15 protein-coding genes and 1 tRNA gene are annotated in these 16,503 nt (G+C 33.2%); 10 read left to right on the forward strand and 6 right to left on the reverse strand.

Annotation, left to right across the window (positions count from 1 at the left end; translation table 11 throughout):
• Positions 1-12 precede the first annotated feature (12 nt).
• The 3 genes from murA to LNQ49_RS08135 all read right to left on the reverse strand — a co-directional run bounded on the left by murA (position 13) and on the right by LNQ49_RS08135 (position 2,447).
• Entirely contained in the window at positions 13-1,323 is a 1,311-nt protein-coding gene (murA, locus tag LNQ49_RS08125; protein ID WP_229988154.1) for a UDP-N-acetylglucosamine 1-carboxyvinyltransferase, read from the reverse strand.
• A 96-nt stretch (positions 1,324-1,419) separates the two neighbouring features.
• Positions 1,420-2,148: a DUF4290 domain-containing protein gene (locus tag LNQ49_RS08130; RefSeq protein ID WP_229988155.1), complete on the reverse strand. Its 729-nt coding sequence runs from the start codon at positions 2,146-2,148 to the stop codon at positions 1,420-1,422.
• A gap of 2 nt (positions 2,149-2,150) precedes the next feature.
• The gene (locus tag LNQ49_RS08135; RefSeq protein WP_229988156.1) at positions 2,151-2,447 is read right to left on the reverse strand and encodes a DUF493 family protein; all 297 of its coding nucleotides are present in this window, start codon (positions 2,445-2,447) and stop codon (positions 2,151-2,153) included.
• Positions 2,448-2,677: 230 nt separating this feature from the next.
• On the opposite strand from LNQ49_RS08135, the gene LNQ49_RS08140 reads away from it, so the two are divergent.
• The 6 genes from LNQ49_RS08140 to LNQ49_RS08165 all read left to right on the forward strand — a co-directional run bounded on the left by LNQ49_RS08140 (position 2,678) and on the right by LNQ49_RS08165 (position 8,547).
• Entirely contained in the window at positions 2,678-3,571 is an 894-nt protein-coding gene (locus LNQ49_RS08140) for an alpha/beta hydrolase family protein (RefSeq protein WP_229988157.1), read from the forward strand.
• A gap of 397 nt (positions 3,572-3,968) precedes the next feature.
• The gene (locus LNQ49_RS08145) at positions 3,969-4,502 is read left to right on the forward strand and encodes an AAA family ATPase (protein WP_229988158.1); all 534 of its coding nucleotides are present in this window, start codon (positions 3,969-3,971) and stop codon (positions 4,500-4,502) included.
• Positions 4,503-4,567: 65 nt separating this feature from the next.
• The gene (locus LNQ49_RS08150) at positions 4,568-6,460 is read left to right on the forward strand and encodes a RecQ family ATP-dependent DNA helicase (RefSeq protein ID WP_229988159.1); all 1,893 of its coding nucleotides are present in this window, start codon (positions 4,568-4,570) and stop codon (positions 6,458-6,460) included.
• Positions 6,460-7,407: a methionyl-tRNA formyltransferase gene (fmt, locus tag LNQ49_RS08155; RefSeq protein ID WP_229988160.1), complete on the forward strand. Its 948-nt coding sequence runs from the start codon at positions 6,460-6,462 to the stop codon at positions 7,405-7,407. The genes LNQ49_RS08150 and fmt overlap by 1 nt, the downstream gene beginning before the upstream one ends.
• Positions 7,408-7,587: 180 nt before the next feature.
• Positions 7,588-7,860, forward strand: a complete 273-nt coding sequence (locus LNQ49_RS08160; RefSeq protein WP_129539609.1) for an HU family DNA-binding protein — start codon at positions 7,588-7,590, stop codon at positions 7,858-7,860.
• Positions 7,861-7,986: 126 nt separating this feature from the next.
• Positions 7,987-8,547 carry a YqgE/AlgH family protein gene (locus LNQ49_RS08165; protein WP_229988161.1) on the forward strand — a complete coding sequence of 187 codons (561 nt, stop codon included), beginning with the start codon at positions 7,987-7,989 and terminating at the stop codon, positions 8,545-8,547.
• A 3-nt stretch (positions 8,548-8,550) separates the two neighbouring features.
• On the opposite strand, the gene LNQ49_RS08170 is transcribed toward LNQ49_RS08165, so the two are convergent.
• Together LNQ49_RS08170 and LNQ49_RS08175 are read right to left on the reverse strand one after the other, a co-directional pair.
• Positions 8,551-9,384 (reverse strand): aminotransferase class IV, encoded by an 834-nt coding sequence (locus LNQ49_RS08170; RefSeq protein ID WP_229988162.1) that lies wholly within the window; start codon positions 9,382-9,384, stop codon positions 8,551-8,553.
• Between the two features lie 55 nt (positions 9,385-9,439).
• A complete protein-coding gene (locus LNQ49_RS08175; RefSeq protein WP_035620801.1) occupies positions 9,440-9,832 on the reverse strand; it encodes an START-like domain-containing protein in 393 nt (130 codons plus the stop codon).
• Between the two features lie 152 nt (positions 9,833-9,984).
• On the opposite strand from LNQ49_RS08175, the gene LNQ49_RS08180 reads away from it, so the two are divergent.
• The 3 genes from LNQ49_RS08180 to LNQ49_RS08190 all read left to right on the forward strand — a co-directional run bounded on the left by LNQ49_RS08180 (position 9,985) and on the right by LNQ49_RS08190 (position 11,919).
• Positions 9,985-10,061: transfer RNA gene (locus tag LNQ49_RS08180), tRNA-Met, on the forward strand.
• Positions 10,062-10,511: 450 nt separating this feature from the next.
• Positions 10,512-10,769, forward strand: a complete 258-nt coding sequence (locus LNQ49_RS08185; RefSeq protein WP_229988163.1) for a hypothetical protein — start codon at positions 10,512-10,514, stop codon at positions 10,767-10,769.
• A 223-nt stretch (positions 10,770-10,992) separates the two neighbouring features.
• A complete protein-coding gene (locus LNQ49_RS08190; protein ID WP_229988164.1) occupies positions 10,993-11,919 on the forward strand; it encodes a bestrophin family protein in 927 nt (308 codons plus the stop codon).
• An 81-nt stretch (positions 11,920-12,000) separates the two neighbouring features.
• Here LNQ49_RS08190 and LNQ49_RS08195 read toward each other — a convergent pair whose 3' ends face one another.
• Positions 12,001-12,336 (reverse strand): SdpI family protein, encoded by a 336-nt coding sequence (locus LNQ49_RS08195; protein ID WP_229988165.1) that lies wholly within the window; start codon positions 12,334-12,336, stop codon positions 12,001-12,003.
• A gap of 447 nt (positions 12,337-12,783) precedes the next feature.
• On the opposite strand from LNQ49_RS08195, the gene LNQ49_RS08200 reads away from it, so the two are divergent.
• Positions 12,784-16,452: a PKD domain-containing protein gene (locus LNQ49_RS08200; protein ID WP_229988166.1), complete on the forward strand. Its 3,669-nt coding sequence runs from the start codon at positions 12,784-12,786 to the stop codon at positions 16,450-16,452.
• The last annotated feature ends 51 nt before the right edge of the window (positions 16,453-16,503 follow it).

A 16,503-nucleotide genomic window follows, 5' to 3' on the forward strand; every position in this document is an offset into this window, starting at 1 on the left:
TGAGAATTTTATCTACGCTCTCACGATTTTTGCTCCAATTGCTCTCAATCGCTCATCGATACGTTCGTATCCACGGTCGATTTGTTCTATATTTTGAATTGTACTTGTTCCCTTTGCTGATAAAGCTGCAATTAACAATGAAATTCCAGCACGAATATCAGGAGAAGACATTGTAGTTGCTTTTAATTGTGATTCGAAGTTATGTCCCATAACAACAGCTCTATGCGGATCGCACAACATTATTTTTGCTCCCATGTCGATTAGTTTGTCTACAAAGAACAAACGGCTTTCGAACATTTTTTGGTGAATTAAAACATCTCCTTTTGCTTGTGTTGCTACAACCAAAACGATACTTAATAAATCTGGTGTGAATCCTGGCCATGGCGCATCGGCAATAGTTAAGATAGATCCATCAATATCTGTTTTTACTTCATATCCATTTACGTGAGCAGGGATATAAATATCATCACCACGTTTTTCTATTGTAATTCCTAATTTTCTAAATGTATTTGGAATCAATCCTAAATTTTCCCAGCTTACATTTTTGATAGTGATTTCACTTTTAGTCATTGCTGCTAATCCAATCCAAGATCCAATTTCGATCATATCTGGAAGAATTCTGTGCTCGCAACCTCCTAGGCTTTCAACACCTTCGATAGTTAATAAGTTTGAACCTACTCCTGAAATGTTAGCTCCCATTGAGTTTAACATTTTACACAATTGTTGTAAGTAAGGCTCACAAGCTGCGTTATAAACTGTTGTTTTTCCTTTTGCTAAAACTGCTGCCATTACGATATTAGCAGTTCCCGTTACTGATGCTTCATCAAGTAACATATCTGTACCTGTTAATCCTTCTGGAGCTTCAACACCGTAAAAGTGATCTTCTCTGTTGTATCTAAACTTAGCTCCTAGATTAATAAACCCTTCAAAGTGTGTATCTAATCTACGACGTCCAATTTTATCTCCTCCTGGCTTAGGAATATATCCTTTTCCAAAACGTGCCAAAAGCGGTCCTACAATCATAATTGAACCACGAAGTGCTCCACCTTCTTTCTTGAAAGCTTCTGTTTCAAGGTAATTTACATTTACCTCATCGGCTTGGAATGTAATTGAACCTGGTTCGTTTTTTTGAATTTTCACTCCTAGATTTCCTAGAAGCGTAATTAATTTATTGATATCTATAATATCAGGAATGTTATTAATCTTTACTTTTTCTGAGGTTAAAAGTACTGCGCACAAGATTTGTAACGCTTCGTTTTTTGCTCCTTGTGGAGTGATTTCTCCTTTTAAAGGAATTCCACCTTCGATTTTAAAAATTCCCATATTCTTTGTTAAGTTTCTGAGGTTCTAGAGTCCTGAGATTCTAAGTTTTCTGAGATCAATCTCAGCACCTTAGCTTCTTAGTAACTTAGTACCTTTTTATACATTCTTTTGATTATTATTCTTTTGAAACGGTTTTGGCTTTCCTTGACCTTTTGTATTCTTATTGTTCTGAATTTTAGGTTGTCCAGCTGGTGTGATTTTATTTGATATACGTTTATTTGTACGCAATAAATCAGTTGTATTTAGTAGTTCTTCTGAACTTTGTAAAAGGTTTATTTTTCCATCTGACAGTTCGTACAAATGCTCAAAAATAACATCATCTTTTACAGTGTCTTTATTCCAGCTCAAGTATGATTTTTTCATATGATTGGCAATTACCAATACTAATGCATTCTTCATCTCACCATCTTCCCATTTGTTAGCAACATCAATCATGTACTTGATGTTGTTACCATAATACCTGTATTTTGGGTAATTTTGCGGATATTTTAATACATCTGGTTTTAGTTGTAATACTTCACGAGATGGTATTGGATATGGTGATTCTACATCTAATTTAAAATCAGACATAATAAAAAGCTGGTCCCAAAGTTTGTGTTGAAAATCGGGCACGTCGCGCAAATGCGGATTCAAGCTTCCCATTACCTGAATAATATATTTGGCCGCTTTGTTACGTTGTTCGACGTCTTCAATAGCAGTAGCCTGGTCTATCAATTTTTGCAAATGACGACCGTATTCTGGAATGATTAAATGTTGTCTTTCAGAATTATATTCTAAATTAAAAACAACATCATTCGCATTTTCTTTTTTATATTTTTCGTTCATAATTATAGTGAAACTATACCTTCAATTATTGAAACTTCTTGGTATTTACTGATTACTTCATCTGAGCTTTTCATAGTAACATCTATCGAAACACTAGTAAATTTACCTGTTTTAGATTTTGTAGTTTTAATTACTGCTCCCATGCTATCAAAAGCTTTCTCTACGCGCTCAACATTATCACCTACTGAAGGCATAATAAATTTATACAAATACTCTGCTGGCCAAGTGTTAGTATTATCTAACTCAACCTTTAATCTTGCGTAAAATTCGGCGGTGGTTTTTTCTTTATCTTCGTCCATTATCTCATTAAAATAGACGCAAATATACGGTTTTGATTTGAGATTTTATATTTAGCTTTTGCGATTTTTTCACAATGCGAAACATTACCTAGAATTAGCTTTATTTTCCTCTTTTGCAAGGCTAATTACTATTGGCTAAAATTGTTAAAATAACAGAATTTAGCCTATCCTGTTTTATTATTTTATCTTTGATAAATTGAATTTGCCTTATAATAAAAAATACCATTACAATGAGAATGCCCTTTTTCTATTTATTACTTATCCTTGCTTTTACCTCCAATTCTATTACCGCACAAGAAATCAAGACGTTAACTTATTTCCAAAACGACTCGATTAAATTGGAACTTGATTTGTATTTACCTCTAATAAAATCTGATAAAAAAACACCTCTTGTCATTTTTGCTCATGGTGGCGGTTTTTCTGGTGGAGATCGTTTTGGCGAAAAAAACTTCGCAATTAGCCTTGCTCAAAAAGGAATTGCTGTTGCAAATATTTCATACACTTTATACATGAAAGGTAAAGATTTTGGTTGCAACTCAACATTGTCTGAAAAAATTAAAACCATACAAATTGCCGTTAGCGATACTTGGCAAGCAACTTCATTTTTAATTAAAAACAAAAACACCTACAACATCGACGACTCCAAAATATTCATTGCAGGAATTAGTGCTGGTGGCGAAATTGCTTTCCATGCTTCTTTTTGGGATTACAAATCAATGAATTTATATTCTAACAATCTACCCAAAAACTTCAAATACAAAGGTTTAATTGGAGGCTCTGGAGCTATCATGAATGTAGATTTAATTACATCCAAAAATGCTATTCCAATGTTGCTTTCACACGGAAGTAAAGACTCAACTGTTCCTTATGGCACAGGTTCGCACCGCTCCTGCCCTACAGATTCTATGGGATTTATGACTCTTTCAGGCTCTTACGCTGTTTACAATCGTATGACTTCGTTAAAAAAGGACATTCAACTCATTACTTCTTATGGTGCTGAACATGAATTTTGCAATTACCTATTCAGTAAAGAACCAAATCACGTTCTTAACTTTATAGATGATGTTATTGCAAAAAGAAAATTTGAATCGCATAGTATCATTCCTTCTGAGAAGAAGATTTAGAATATTTAACTAAAGCCAATTCATAAACATAACAAATGACCTGTTGGTCAAAACCAACCGCAATTCACAAAAAAAATAATAGCACTAGATTATGTTTAGTGCAAACTTTCCAAAACCTTGTCAATATCCATGACTATTTTGGCAAAACTTAAAAGTTATACTCTTTAAATATTTCTTCCAACAGTCTAAAAATCTAATGCATCCAAAAAAAACAAATTCTAACCTCCATAGCCCTGATGGAAGCGAAAAATCCTTTTTCTTTCTTCTTTAAAAAGGAAAAGATTGAAGCGAACAGCAGGAAGTTTACTTACTAAAACAAACAAATCACTCGCTTCAAGAAAAAAAACCTTGTATAATACCAATAAGTTTAGGTAAATTTGCACTTTATTTTTAGAAAGTGCAAAAAGAAATTATTGTTATTATTGGTGGCCCAGGTACGGGAAAGTCTACAATTATTGATGGTTTAGTAGCCGATGGATATTGCTGTTATCCCGAAATTTCTAGACAAGTAACCCTTGAGGCTCAAAAAGAAGGAATCGAACAACTGTTTCTTGAAAAGCCCTTGTTATTTAGTCAAAAACTATTAGAAGGACGGATAAAACAATTCGAAAACGCTCAAAAAGAGCCTGCTGAAGTAGTATTTATTGACCGAGGAATTCCTGATGTTGTAGCTTATATGGACTATATAGGAGACAATTACCCTGAGCACTTTAAAGAAGCTTGTGAGGTTTGCAAATATTCTAAAATTTTTCTGCTTCCACCTTGGGAAGAAATCTACAAGAGTGACGGTGAACGTTACGAAAATTTTGAGCAAGCAGAAACCATATACAACCATTTAGTAGAAACGTATAAAAAATACGACTATGAACTAATTGAAGTTCCAAAAGACACTGTGACTAACCGAATTCTTTATATCTTAGATAAAATTTAGTCGGAGTTTTTAAGGTTGGTAAAACTAGAAACTGTTTTCTAAATTGTTAACTTTAATCCTGACAAATGCAAGAAGCATTAGCCATTCTTCAAAAATACTGGAAACACGATAGTTTCCGACCTTTACAAAACGAAATCATTGATTCGGTTTTAAATGGTCAAGATACTTTTGCTTTATTGCCAACTGGTGGTGGGAAATCGATTTGTTTTCAAGTACCATCAATGATGAAGGAGGGAATTTGCCTTGTAATTTCTCCTTTGGTTGCCTTAATGAAAGATCAGGTTGCCAATTTGCAAAAACGCGATATTAAAGCAATTGCCCTTACTGGTGGAATTCATACTGAAGAAATCATAAATCTTCTAGACAATTGCCAGTTTGGAAATTATAAATTTTTATACCTATCTCCTGAACGACTTCAATCGGACTGGATTCTTGACCGCGTAAAAAACTTACCTATAAATTTTATTGCCATAGATGAGGCGCATTGTGTATCGCAATGGGGACATGACTTTCGTCCTGCTTATCTTAAAATTTCAGAACTAAAGAAATTTTTTCCTAAGATTCCTTTTCTTGCATTGACTGCTACAGCAACTCCAAGAGTTATTGAAGACATCAAAACCGAATTGGGATTAAAAGACACTAAATTTTTCCAACAATCATTTGCCCGAGAAAACATTGCTTACATGGTCTTTGAAGTCGAAGACAAACTATACAGAACTGAACAGATTTTGAGAAAAAATCCGCAACCTTCTATTATATATGTACGCAATCGAAAATCTTGTTTAACAATTTCAGCTCAATTAGAATCTTTAGGTTTTAAAGCTACCTATTATCACGGTGGTCTTTCGACTAAAGAAAAAGATAAAAACATGCAATTGTGGATGAGTGAAAACGCTCAAGTTATTGTTGCTACAAATGCGTTTGGAATGGGAATTGACAAACCGAACGTAAAAACTGTAATTCACACTCAATTACCTGAGAATATAGAAAATTACTATCAGGAATCTGGTCGCGCAGGACGTAATGGTGAAAAATCTTTTTCTATTCTGCTCACTAGCGCATCTGATACTGCTAATGCTGAAAATCAGTTTATACAAACTTTGGCCGACAAAAATTTTTTGAAGACCATGTATGTCAAACTTTGCAATTATTTCCAGATTGCCTACGGCGAAGGAATCGATGAGGAGTTCTCTTTTAACCTGAATCGCTTTTGTCATAAATACGACTTCCCTACTTTAAAAACATACAACGCATTACAATTTTTAGACAGGCAAGCCATCATTACTTTATCTCAAGGCTTTTCGGAAAAAATCACCATGCAATTCCTGATTGAAACTAAAGAAGTTATTCGATATGTAAGTCTAAATCCAAATGATGAGGAAATCATTCTTGCTATTTTACGTACTTATCCAGGAATTTACGAGATGAAGACCCCATTCAACCTTCAACTCATTGCAAAAAAATCAAGTAGTACAGAAGCACAAGTTCATGCTGTTTTACAAAAACTAAAAGAAAAAGAGATTATTGAGTATAATAGTAAGAACAATGATGCCTCAATATTATTTAACGAAATTCGTGAAGACGACCTCACAATTAATAGAGTTTCAAAGTATCTAGAAAAACAAAACAATCTAAAGAAAGACCAATTGAAATCGGTTTTGGATTATGTAAATGAAAAGGGCACATGCAAAAGCAAGCTGATTCTAGATTATTTTGGAGAAAAAATAACTACTGACTGTGGTATTTGTTCGTATTGTATTACCAAGAAAGTCAAAAAACCGAACAACTCTATCGCACAAGACATTCTAGATTTATTAAAAACTGAAGAACTAAGCTCTAGAGATATTCAGACACGAACTAATAATACTGCTGATGATGTCGTTCATGCACTACAGGAGTTACTAGAAGATAATTACATTATAATAAAACCGAATAATAAATACACTTTAAAATCATAATGGAAAAATTAAGAATCATATTTATGGGGACTCCCGAATTTGCAGTTGGAATTCTGGATACTATAATAAAGAACAATTATAATGTTGTAGGTGTTATTACTGCAGCAGACAAACCCGCTGGTCGTGGTCAAAAAATAAAATATTCGGCTGTAAAGGAATATGCATTGGCTAATAGTCTTCCTTTATTACAACCAACCAATTTAAAAGACGAAGCTTTTTTAGCTGAATTGAAAACCTTGAATGCCAATTTACAAATTGTAGTGGCTTTTAGAATGCTACCTAAAGTGGTATGGGAAATGCCATCCCTAGGAACTTTTAATCTTCATGCTTCTCTACTTCCTAATTACCGTGGTGCAGCACCAATTAACTGGGCTATAATAAATGGAGAAACCAAAACGGGTGTTACTACCTTTTTTATAGATGACAAGATCGATACTGGAGCAATGATCCTTAGTTCTGAAATAGAAATAGAGCCTACTGAAAACGCTGGACAGCTACACGACCGATTAATGCATTTAGGAAGCGAAACCGTTATTGAAACTTTACAAGCAATTGAAGCTGGAAATGTAACTACAATAATTCAGGAAGAATCTGCTGAAATCAAAACTGCATACAAGTTAAATAAAGAGAATTGCAAAATAGATTGGACAAAACCAGCATCAACAATTAATGATTTGATAAGAGGCTTGAGCCCTTATCCTGCTGCTTGGAGTTTCTTAAAAGATCAAAGTGATGAATTAAGCATCAAAATATACGAAGCAAAACCAATTTTGGAAGCACACAACCTCCCTATTGGCAGCTTAATTAGCACCAAAAAAGAGATTAAAATTGCGGTTAATGATGGTTATATTCAATTATTGAGTTTGCAATTGCCAGGTAAAAAAAGAATGACTGTTGCAGAATTGCTAAATGGAATCACTTTTTCTGACAACGCAAAAGTCTACTAACATCAACAAAATAAGGCTACTCACTAAATTTAGTGATGTTTTTAGGTAGCTTTATGAACAAAAAAAGCAAGTTATTAACAATTCAACCTAAAATTAAACAAAACGCTTGCAAGGAACGTATTTCCTACTAAATTTGTGTATTGACAATTTTTTTTAACCAACAATTAATAACTAATTATTATGAACAAATCAGAATTAATCGATGCTATTGCTGCTGATGCAGGAATTACAAAAGCTGCGGCAAAATTAGCTTTAGAATCATTTTTAGGAAACGTAGGTGCAACTTTGAAAAAAGGTGGAAGAGTATCATTGGTAGGTTTTGGATCATGGTCAGTTTCAGCTAGAGCGGCTAGAGATGGTAGAAACCCTCAAACTGGAAAAACTATTCAAATCGCTGCTAAGAATGTTGTGAAATTTAAAGCAGGTGCTGAATTAGAAAGTGCAGTTAACTAAGAACAAGTTACATACGCTTTTAATATAATTAAAACCTTCCATATGGAGGGTTTTTTTTTGCTGTTTGACGATTTTATTTACGATTTTAGAAATTTTATTCTTAAATTTAATAAAAATTGTAACGATATGATTTCAGAAAAATTAAAAAAAGGACATCTACTTATTGCTGAGCCTTCTATAATTGGAGACTTATCATTTAATAGATCCGTGATCTTATTAGCAGATCACAACGAAGAAGGCTCGATAGGTTTCATCATAAATAAGCCACTAAAATATACCATTAATGACTTAATTCCAGAAATCCACGCTACATTCAGAATCTATAATGGTGGACCAGTAGAACAGGATAATCTTTACTTTATCCATAATATACCCGATTTGATCCCAAATAGCATTGAGATTTCAAATGGTATATATTGGGGAGGTGATTTTGAATCCACAAAAGACCTAATTAACAGCGGCGCAATCAACAAGAACAACATACGTTTCTTCTTAGGTTACACCGGCTGGGACGAACATCAGTTAGAAACAGAAATGCAGAATAACTCTTGGATTATTGCAGATAATAATTATAAAAATAAAATTATCGGAAAATCACCAACTCATTTTTGGAAACAACAAATTATTGAACTGGGAGGAGATTATCTTATTTGGTCTAATGCACCTGAGAATCCGTACCTCAACTAATACCTAAGCAAGACTTTCATTAAGTTTTTGCGTCAATATACCTGATAATTTAGTTGTAAACTCTTTTTTACGGTATTTGGTTATTGGCTGAATCCCTTTTATCACATTAGTAAGAAACAATTCGTCGGCTTTTTGTAAATCAAACGGCGATATTGCTTCTTCTACAACTACTATGTCTGTTAGTTTTTTTGCCAAAGCCAATATTTGTTTACGCATTACTCCATTTAAACATCCTTCAGAAACTGGTGGTGTAATTAACTTATTGCCCAATAACATAAACAAATTTCCTTGTAATGCTTCGACAACATTCTTACTGTCGTTTAACAAGATACAATTATCCAGTCCGTTTTCGTTTGCAAAAATACTTCCTGTAATGTTTATTATCTTATTAGTTGTTTTTATTGATGATAACAATTGTTTGGTAACATAAAAATCCTTGTACAAATCAACTTCATACTGATTTTCATTTATCTCATACGCTTTATTATCTAAAGCTATTGCGTGAATTAAAAATGAAACTGTATTGTTTTGTGGCAAATAATATCCACCATCGTTACGATATACAGTAATTCTTGCTCTAGCCGAATCGGAAATTGAGTTATAATTAAGTAACGAAAGAATTTGTTCTTCTAAATATTCCATTGTAAAGTTCATTGGAATTTCCATTCGAACTACTCGCATTGAGGACATTAGTCTAAAATAATGATCCTCTAGAAAAAGGATTTTATTATCTACTACTTTAAATGTTTCAAAAACACCGTCTCCATATAAGAAAGCGCGATTTTGAATTAATAAATTATCGTCCTGTGCTACTATATTCCCGTTAAAATTAATCATAAAAAAAACCCTGAATTTTGTTCAGGGCAAATATAAGTTATAAAATAGACTTTTACTAAACTGATCCAATAAGATGTTTAAGGTCTGAGATTTGATTTTCCCATAATTGTTTCGCTTCTCCAAGCTCATCTTTTTCGGCAAAATCGACTACCATAAGCGAAACATCTTTCGTTATTTCGTCTACAAGAATATGCAGTTCAAAGAAATACTCGGTGTCTTTGCTGCTCTCGTCAACCCATTTAAACTTAACTTTTTCGCCCGTTTTTTTGGATGCTAAACGTGCTTTTTCCTGAGAATCATTCCAGATGAAAGTAAAAAACTCTCCACGTGAATTCACATTATCTGCAAACCATTCAGATAGTCCTGATGGTGTAGATATATACTGATATAATAACTGCGGAGATGAATTTATAGGAAACTCAATTTCGTAACGTACTTTTAGATCCATGTGCCAGATTTAATTTTTCGGAAATATAAGAATATATCCGCGTAAAAAAGAGTTTTTTAAAAATATTTTTTTTTCTTTCATTTCTGCTTGCCAACTATAAAATTATTTCTATATTTGCACCCGCAATGAGAGACATACTCTTACTGCCAAATGGCGAGATAGCTCAGTTGGTTAGAGCGCAGGATTCATAACCCTGAGGTCCCGAGTTCAAATCTCGGTCTCGCTACCAAGACAAACCCTTAAACAACAATTGTTTAAGGGTTTTTTATTGAAATTATATTTCGAAAATGATTCCTTTAAACACTGAAAACGAAGAATCAGACTGTAAACTTTACAAAACTTAGAGCCTAAAAACGATTCCATTATTCAGTACTCCAAGACATAATTTGACGTGTTGTTCAAGAAAAATTCAAAAATTAAAGCTCCGACTCCCTACATTAACCATTAAAAAAGGTATTTCTTCTATTCTATACTACTTTATGAAATTTGATTACTCCATATATACCAACAACAGGATTATGAATACAAAAAACTTTGGGCGCATTTATAACGCATATAAAGCCGAGTGAATTTGCGTAGCAGATATCCACTCAAATTCTAAATTTTAAAGGGAGCTATTTTATATAATTAATTATAATTACAATAACTTTGCAACATCATAAAGCAATACATAAATAACATGGACATAGTTAAATTTAAAATCACATCAAAAACGATAAAAGTAGAAGTACGCAATTCGAATAATTATGTTTTTAATTTTAATACTGCTTTAGAAATTGAAAAAGAAGACAAAGAGGTTTTATTAAGACTATACAATGCACTAGACCTTCTTTTTAAGAAAGAAAACGCCAGCGAAATCAAAAACTACGTTTCACCTAATCAAACGAACATACTTGATCAGATTTCTGCTATTGACAATTTAGAGCAAGAGAAATAAATTAAAGATTAAAATATAGCAGCAAGAATACTTAGTCTTGGCTACTTAAATAAACAAACCCTTAAGCAAAATTGTTTAAGGGTTTGTTTTTTAGATTAGATTTCAAAACAATTGATTCCACCCGCTCTCATCATATCATGCTACAGTAAATCTAGGAAAACTCGATTGACTCATTCCATTATATAATTATTACTTTTGTAATACAGTATATAGATTACACACAATGATTATAAAGAAAAAAAGCAATTGGTTTAAAATGTTGTTCGAATGGAATGGTTCTGTTTTGCCACAACTTATGCCCAGATTACTATTGTTATTAGTATTTTCGATAGTGGTGGTGTATTTAAAACCATTTTTATTAGAGCATAATCTACATATCAATCCCACTATATTTACTTTATTTGGGATAGCCCTTGCTATATTCTTAGGTTTTCGCAATAGTGTTAGCTACGACCGATTTTGGGAAGGCAGAAAACTTTGGGGAGCATTACTCAATGACACCAGATCGTTAGCCCGGCAAAGTCATTCATTAATAAATAGCACTGACTACAATAAAGAACGCGATGAATTCATCAACTTGCTTATTGCTTTTGTTTATTCTTTAAAACACCAACTCAGACATACCGATGCTAGCGACGATATCGCTCGTCTTGTTTCTAAAGATTTTGCAAATAGTCTAAAAGAAGTTCATTTTAAACCTATCATTATTTTAAGAGCATTGGGTAATTGGGTTAAGAACGCAAAAAAAGAGGGGAAACTAGATAGTATGTCTCAATTGGCTTTTGAAGAAAATCTAAATAAACTTTCGGATATTGTGGGAGGTTGCGAGCGAATTGCCAGTACTCCGATTCCGTATACCTATAGTGTATTATTACATCGAACGGTTTATATCTACTGTTTTATGCTTCCTTTTGGTTTTGTGGAAACATTGGGTTGGATTACTCCCTTTGCCATTGTATTTATTGCCTATACCTATGTAGCCATAGAAGCAATAGCAGATGAATTAGAAGATCCTTTTGGAATACAGCCTAACGATCTTGCGCTTGACACCATGTCGCAAATGATAGAGAATACACTATTAGAATTAAACGACAAAAAGACAACACCTCAAAACAATTATTATAATTCTAACAATTATTATATTACCTAGTAAAACGGGGTCTAGGAAACTTTAAGAATTTCATATCCCAACACTATTTTGTGAGCAACTCAAGAATGAGAATAAAAAACCCTACATGGGTTGATTATTTTTCTTCTCATTTTCAGATGTCTTTTTTTCTGTAACATAAAATAGAACTCCAAATTCAACTAATAAGATTACTGCAATTACATTTTTATTTATTTCATCTATAAACAATGATGTTATATAAAGCCCGATAATGTTACATGCTGAGAACAACAGCATACCAATTGCTGCAAAACGATTTGAAAATTTCCAGTTTTCAATATTCTTCTTTGATCTCCTCGTTCGATACCCATAAAAATGATTTATCCTTTTTGGCGGAAAAAGAAGTAGTGCTATTGAAACTAGTAACAAAAGTATTGAAACAAAATAAGCTGTATTCATAATTATTGTTTTTAGGAAATAAAACATACTACAAAAAATCTATCAGACAAAATACAACAAAAGCCACATCAGATAGAATAATATAAAGATAAGATGAGTCAAATTACCACCTTATTACATCCAAAAAAAACGAAACACCAATAAAGACTGGTTGGCTAATCCTCTGTATTGGCTCATATTCTCTGCATCCTCGTTTAAAATCATCAGAAAATCCACCTTCAAACTGCCTATATATTATTATAAAATCATGTTTATCAGCATCAAAACAGATAACATAACATCATTTAATATTAATATAATATAAACACTCCACAATTCACTACTGTACTTTTATCAAAAAAAATCATCTAGCTTAAAATCAAAACCACGTATTCTATCAATTTTAAAATTTCAAAAAAAAATTGATAATACTGATTCTAAGCTAGCTACAAATTAATCCAAAATTTTATGAAAAAAAATTACTTAGTTTTTATGTTTTTCTTGCTCTTTGCAATAAACTCATCCGCTCAAACCATGATGGGTTGCGGAACTAAATTATCTCAAACAGAGCAAGATTTATTTAGACAAGCCTTACCTAAAATTGAAACTGCAAAAAAAGCAAGGTTAAGCAAAAAAATAGATGCTGCACCTTATATTATCCCTGTAGTCTTCCATATTTTAAGTGATGGATCTAACATTGGGAAAACATTTACCAAAGCTCAAATGAAAAGTAGAATCGATGATGTAATAGCCATTTGCAACAAAGATTTTAATGGTTTATTTCCTGCATACAACACGGTAGCTCCACGTTTTAATGCTGTAAAAAGCAAAATGAACATTCAATTTGTTTTGGCCACTGTTGATCCTGATGGCAATCTATTAGAAACTCCCGGAATGAATTGGCATCCAAATGCCCATATTTCTGATGGATATGATTCTAAAATATATGATTATATGTATTATGGAAAAAACGGAAAATATTACCTAGATATAGTTGTTGTAGACGAACCGAATCCTTCCGATGGCGTTTACGGTTCTGGACATGCTTTTTTACCTGTTCAGAATGTTGTGCCTCATGTTACTTTTAATCACAGATATATAGGTACTACTGGTGGATCAGATGCAAATTTTCAATTTGCTAAAGAAATGTCACATGAGTTCGGACATTATTTTGGTCTACAGCATACTTTTCAAAATGGTTGCGATCCTATTAATGATGGTATGGCCGATACACCACCAACGACTCAAGGTTTTGGTTGTAACCTGTCTGCAGTAAATAGTTGCGGAGTTGTTGCGAATTATGAAAATCTAATGGATTATAATGTTGATTGTCAATCTATGTTTACCAAGGATCAAACCAATGCAATGACTTTTTGGTTGGATGATATGGCAACTGCCAAATACCCAAGAGGTTTTTTATGGCAAAATTCTAATCTTGCTTCAACAGGAGTTATAGCAACTATTCCAACAGCCAATTTTACTGTTAGCACAACTGCTATTTGTTCTAATAAAAGCGTAACATTTAATGACTCTTCGTTAGGATTACCTACTTCTAGAACATGGGCTTTTTCAGGAGGTACACCTGCAAGCTCAACAGCAACAAATCCAACTGTTACCTATACTACATCCGGAACGTACGCTGTAACGCTAACTTCGACTAATGGATTGGGAAGTGACACTAAAACTATCACTAATTATATAAAAGTTGACCAAAAATCTATTGCTAATATGGTTGAGAATTTTTCGGGAGCTTTTCCTCCTGACGGATGGACTATTACAAACCCTGATGCTGGCTTGGCATGGGAAAAACGCAAAGATGCTGGAAACGGAGATTCAACTTGTATGATAATGAATAATGCAGACAACGCCATTATAAATGAACTAGATTACATACAACTGCCTTATTATAATTTTACAAATGGAGTAAATAGTCAATTGTACTTTGATATCGCCTACACAAAATTTGATGACCAAAGTCCCGATGTTTTAGATGTAGAAGTTTCTACTGATTGTGGTACTAGTTGGACGTCGGTATATTCTAAAACCCATACCGATCTTGAAACAACTACTACTCCTATCGCTCTTCCTAATAATTGGATTCCGAAAACTGCTGAAAATTGGAGAAAAGAAGTTATTGATCTCCGTGCCTACATTGGAAACCCGAATGTTACATTTCGTTTTAAAAACAAATCTGGTTATGGAACTCGCATTTGGATAGACAATGTGGCTGTAGCAATTACACAAAGCGCTACTCCAATATCTGATTTCTCGGCGGCTGTTACCAAAACAAATTGCACCAGCATGACAGTTCCTTTTAAAGATGCTTCAACAGGAAATCCGACAACTTGGGCATGGTCATTTCCGGGAGGAACTCCATCGACCTCAACAGCTCAAAATCCTACAGTGACATATAATACTAATGGTTCTTACTCTGTTACGTTAACAACTACAAATGCAACGGGTCCGGGTACTATAGCTACAAAATCGAATTTTATTACTTTAACTACTCCAATAGGAACTTCATTTACTGAAGGCTTTGAAGGAACTTTTCCTCCTGCAGGATGGGAGATTACTAATTTAAGTAATAATATAACATGGGAGAAAAGTACCGCTACAGGTAGAAATTCATCTTCTTGTATGATTATTAATAATGCTGATAATGCAGCAGATGATGTAGACGAAATTACATTACAACCTTTAAACTTAGCTGTTGGAGTAACTGATTTTTCTTTTGATGTTGCTTATGCAAAATTTGATGCTAACAGTCCTGATGTGTTGAGTGTTTTCATTTCTAAAGACTGTGGAGCTACTTGGACAAGTTTATATTCAAAAACACATACCGTATTAGAAACTGCTGTAAGTGCTGATGCTAATAATTGGATACCAACAGCCGATTCTGATTGGAGAACCGAAAAAGTTTCATTAACTGCTTTTAAAGGAAATTCTAACGTTCTAATAAAATTTGTAAATAAATCTGGTTATGGTGCGAGAATTTGGATTGACAATTTAAAATTTACTTTTGATAGTAAAGAAAAGCCATATTCTGATTTTAAAATTACAAGCGAAATGGTTTGTAGTGATTTGCCTGTTCAATTTGAAGATACTTCTTTTGGCGAACCAACCTCATGGTTGTGGTCATTTCCTGGAGGAACACCAGCAACTTCTACAAGCAAGACTCCAGCTGTAATATATAACACTCCCGGAATTTACGATGTTACATTGATAGCAACCAATACTTATGGACAAGGAACAACTATGCTAAAAACAAATGCAGTAACGATAAAAGGCAAAAACACGATACCAGTTACTGAAAACTTTAATAGTACATTCCCACAACAAGATTGGCAAATATTAAATCTAGATCGAGATCCTATCACATGGGAGCAACGTACTGATGTTGGAAAAGGAGATTTATCTTGTTTGGTAATTAACAATGCCGATGCACCAACGGGAATGATTGATGAATTAATTTTAAAATCTATGGATTTTACAACTGCCGACAAACCTCATTTGCATTTTGATCTTGGATATACTCAATATTTAAATGCTTACGACCCTACGCCTGCTCCAGATAAAATTGATATTTTGGTTTCTTCAGATTGCGGTGTTAGCTGGACAAATGTATATTCTAAAAACCAATTGCAATTACAAACTGTATTCCCTCCTATTCAAGATGATCCTATTACCACTCAAGCAAATGAAACAAATGATTGGAAACCTACTCAGGATTCTGATTGGAGAAGCGAAACGGTAGATTTGAGTGTTGTAAAAAACCAAGCAAGTGTTTTAATCAAAATCCGAAACACATCTGGTTATGGCACTCGAGTATGGTTTGATAATTTTAAAATCAACAACAGTGCAACGTTAAGGATCAAAGAGAATAAAATTGAAGGAATCGTTGTATCTCCAAATCCATCCAAAGATTTGTTTACCATATCTATTCCTTCCTCAGATCAAGAAGAATACGAAACAACTGTTTATAGTATTACAGGACAAGTAATACTAAACACAACCTCATCTAAGATAAAATCAAATAACATGACAATAGATCTATCTGGAAAAGTAAATGGTATTTATATTTTAAAAATTAAATCCTCTAGTGGAAAAATATCAGTTAGTAAACTAATAAAGAAATAGTAATCATTAATTTTATAGCGCTACAACCATAGCGCTATAATTAATCTAAAA

It is taken from the genome of Flavobacterium pisciphilum (genome assembly GCF_020905345.1).
Lineage (GTDB): Bacteria > Bacteroidota > Bacteroidia > Flavobacteriales > Flavobacteriaceae > Flavobacterium > Flavobacterium pisciphilum.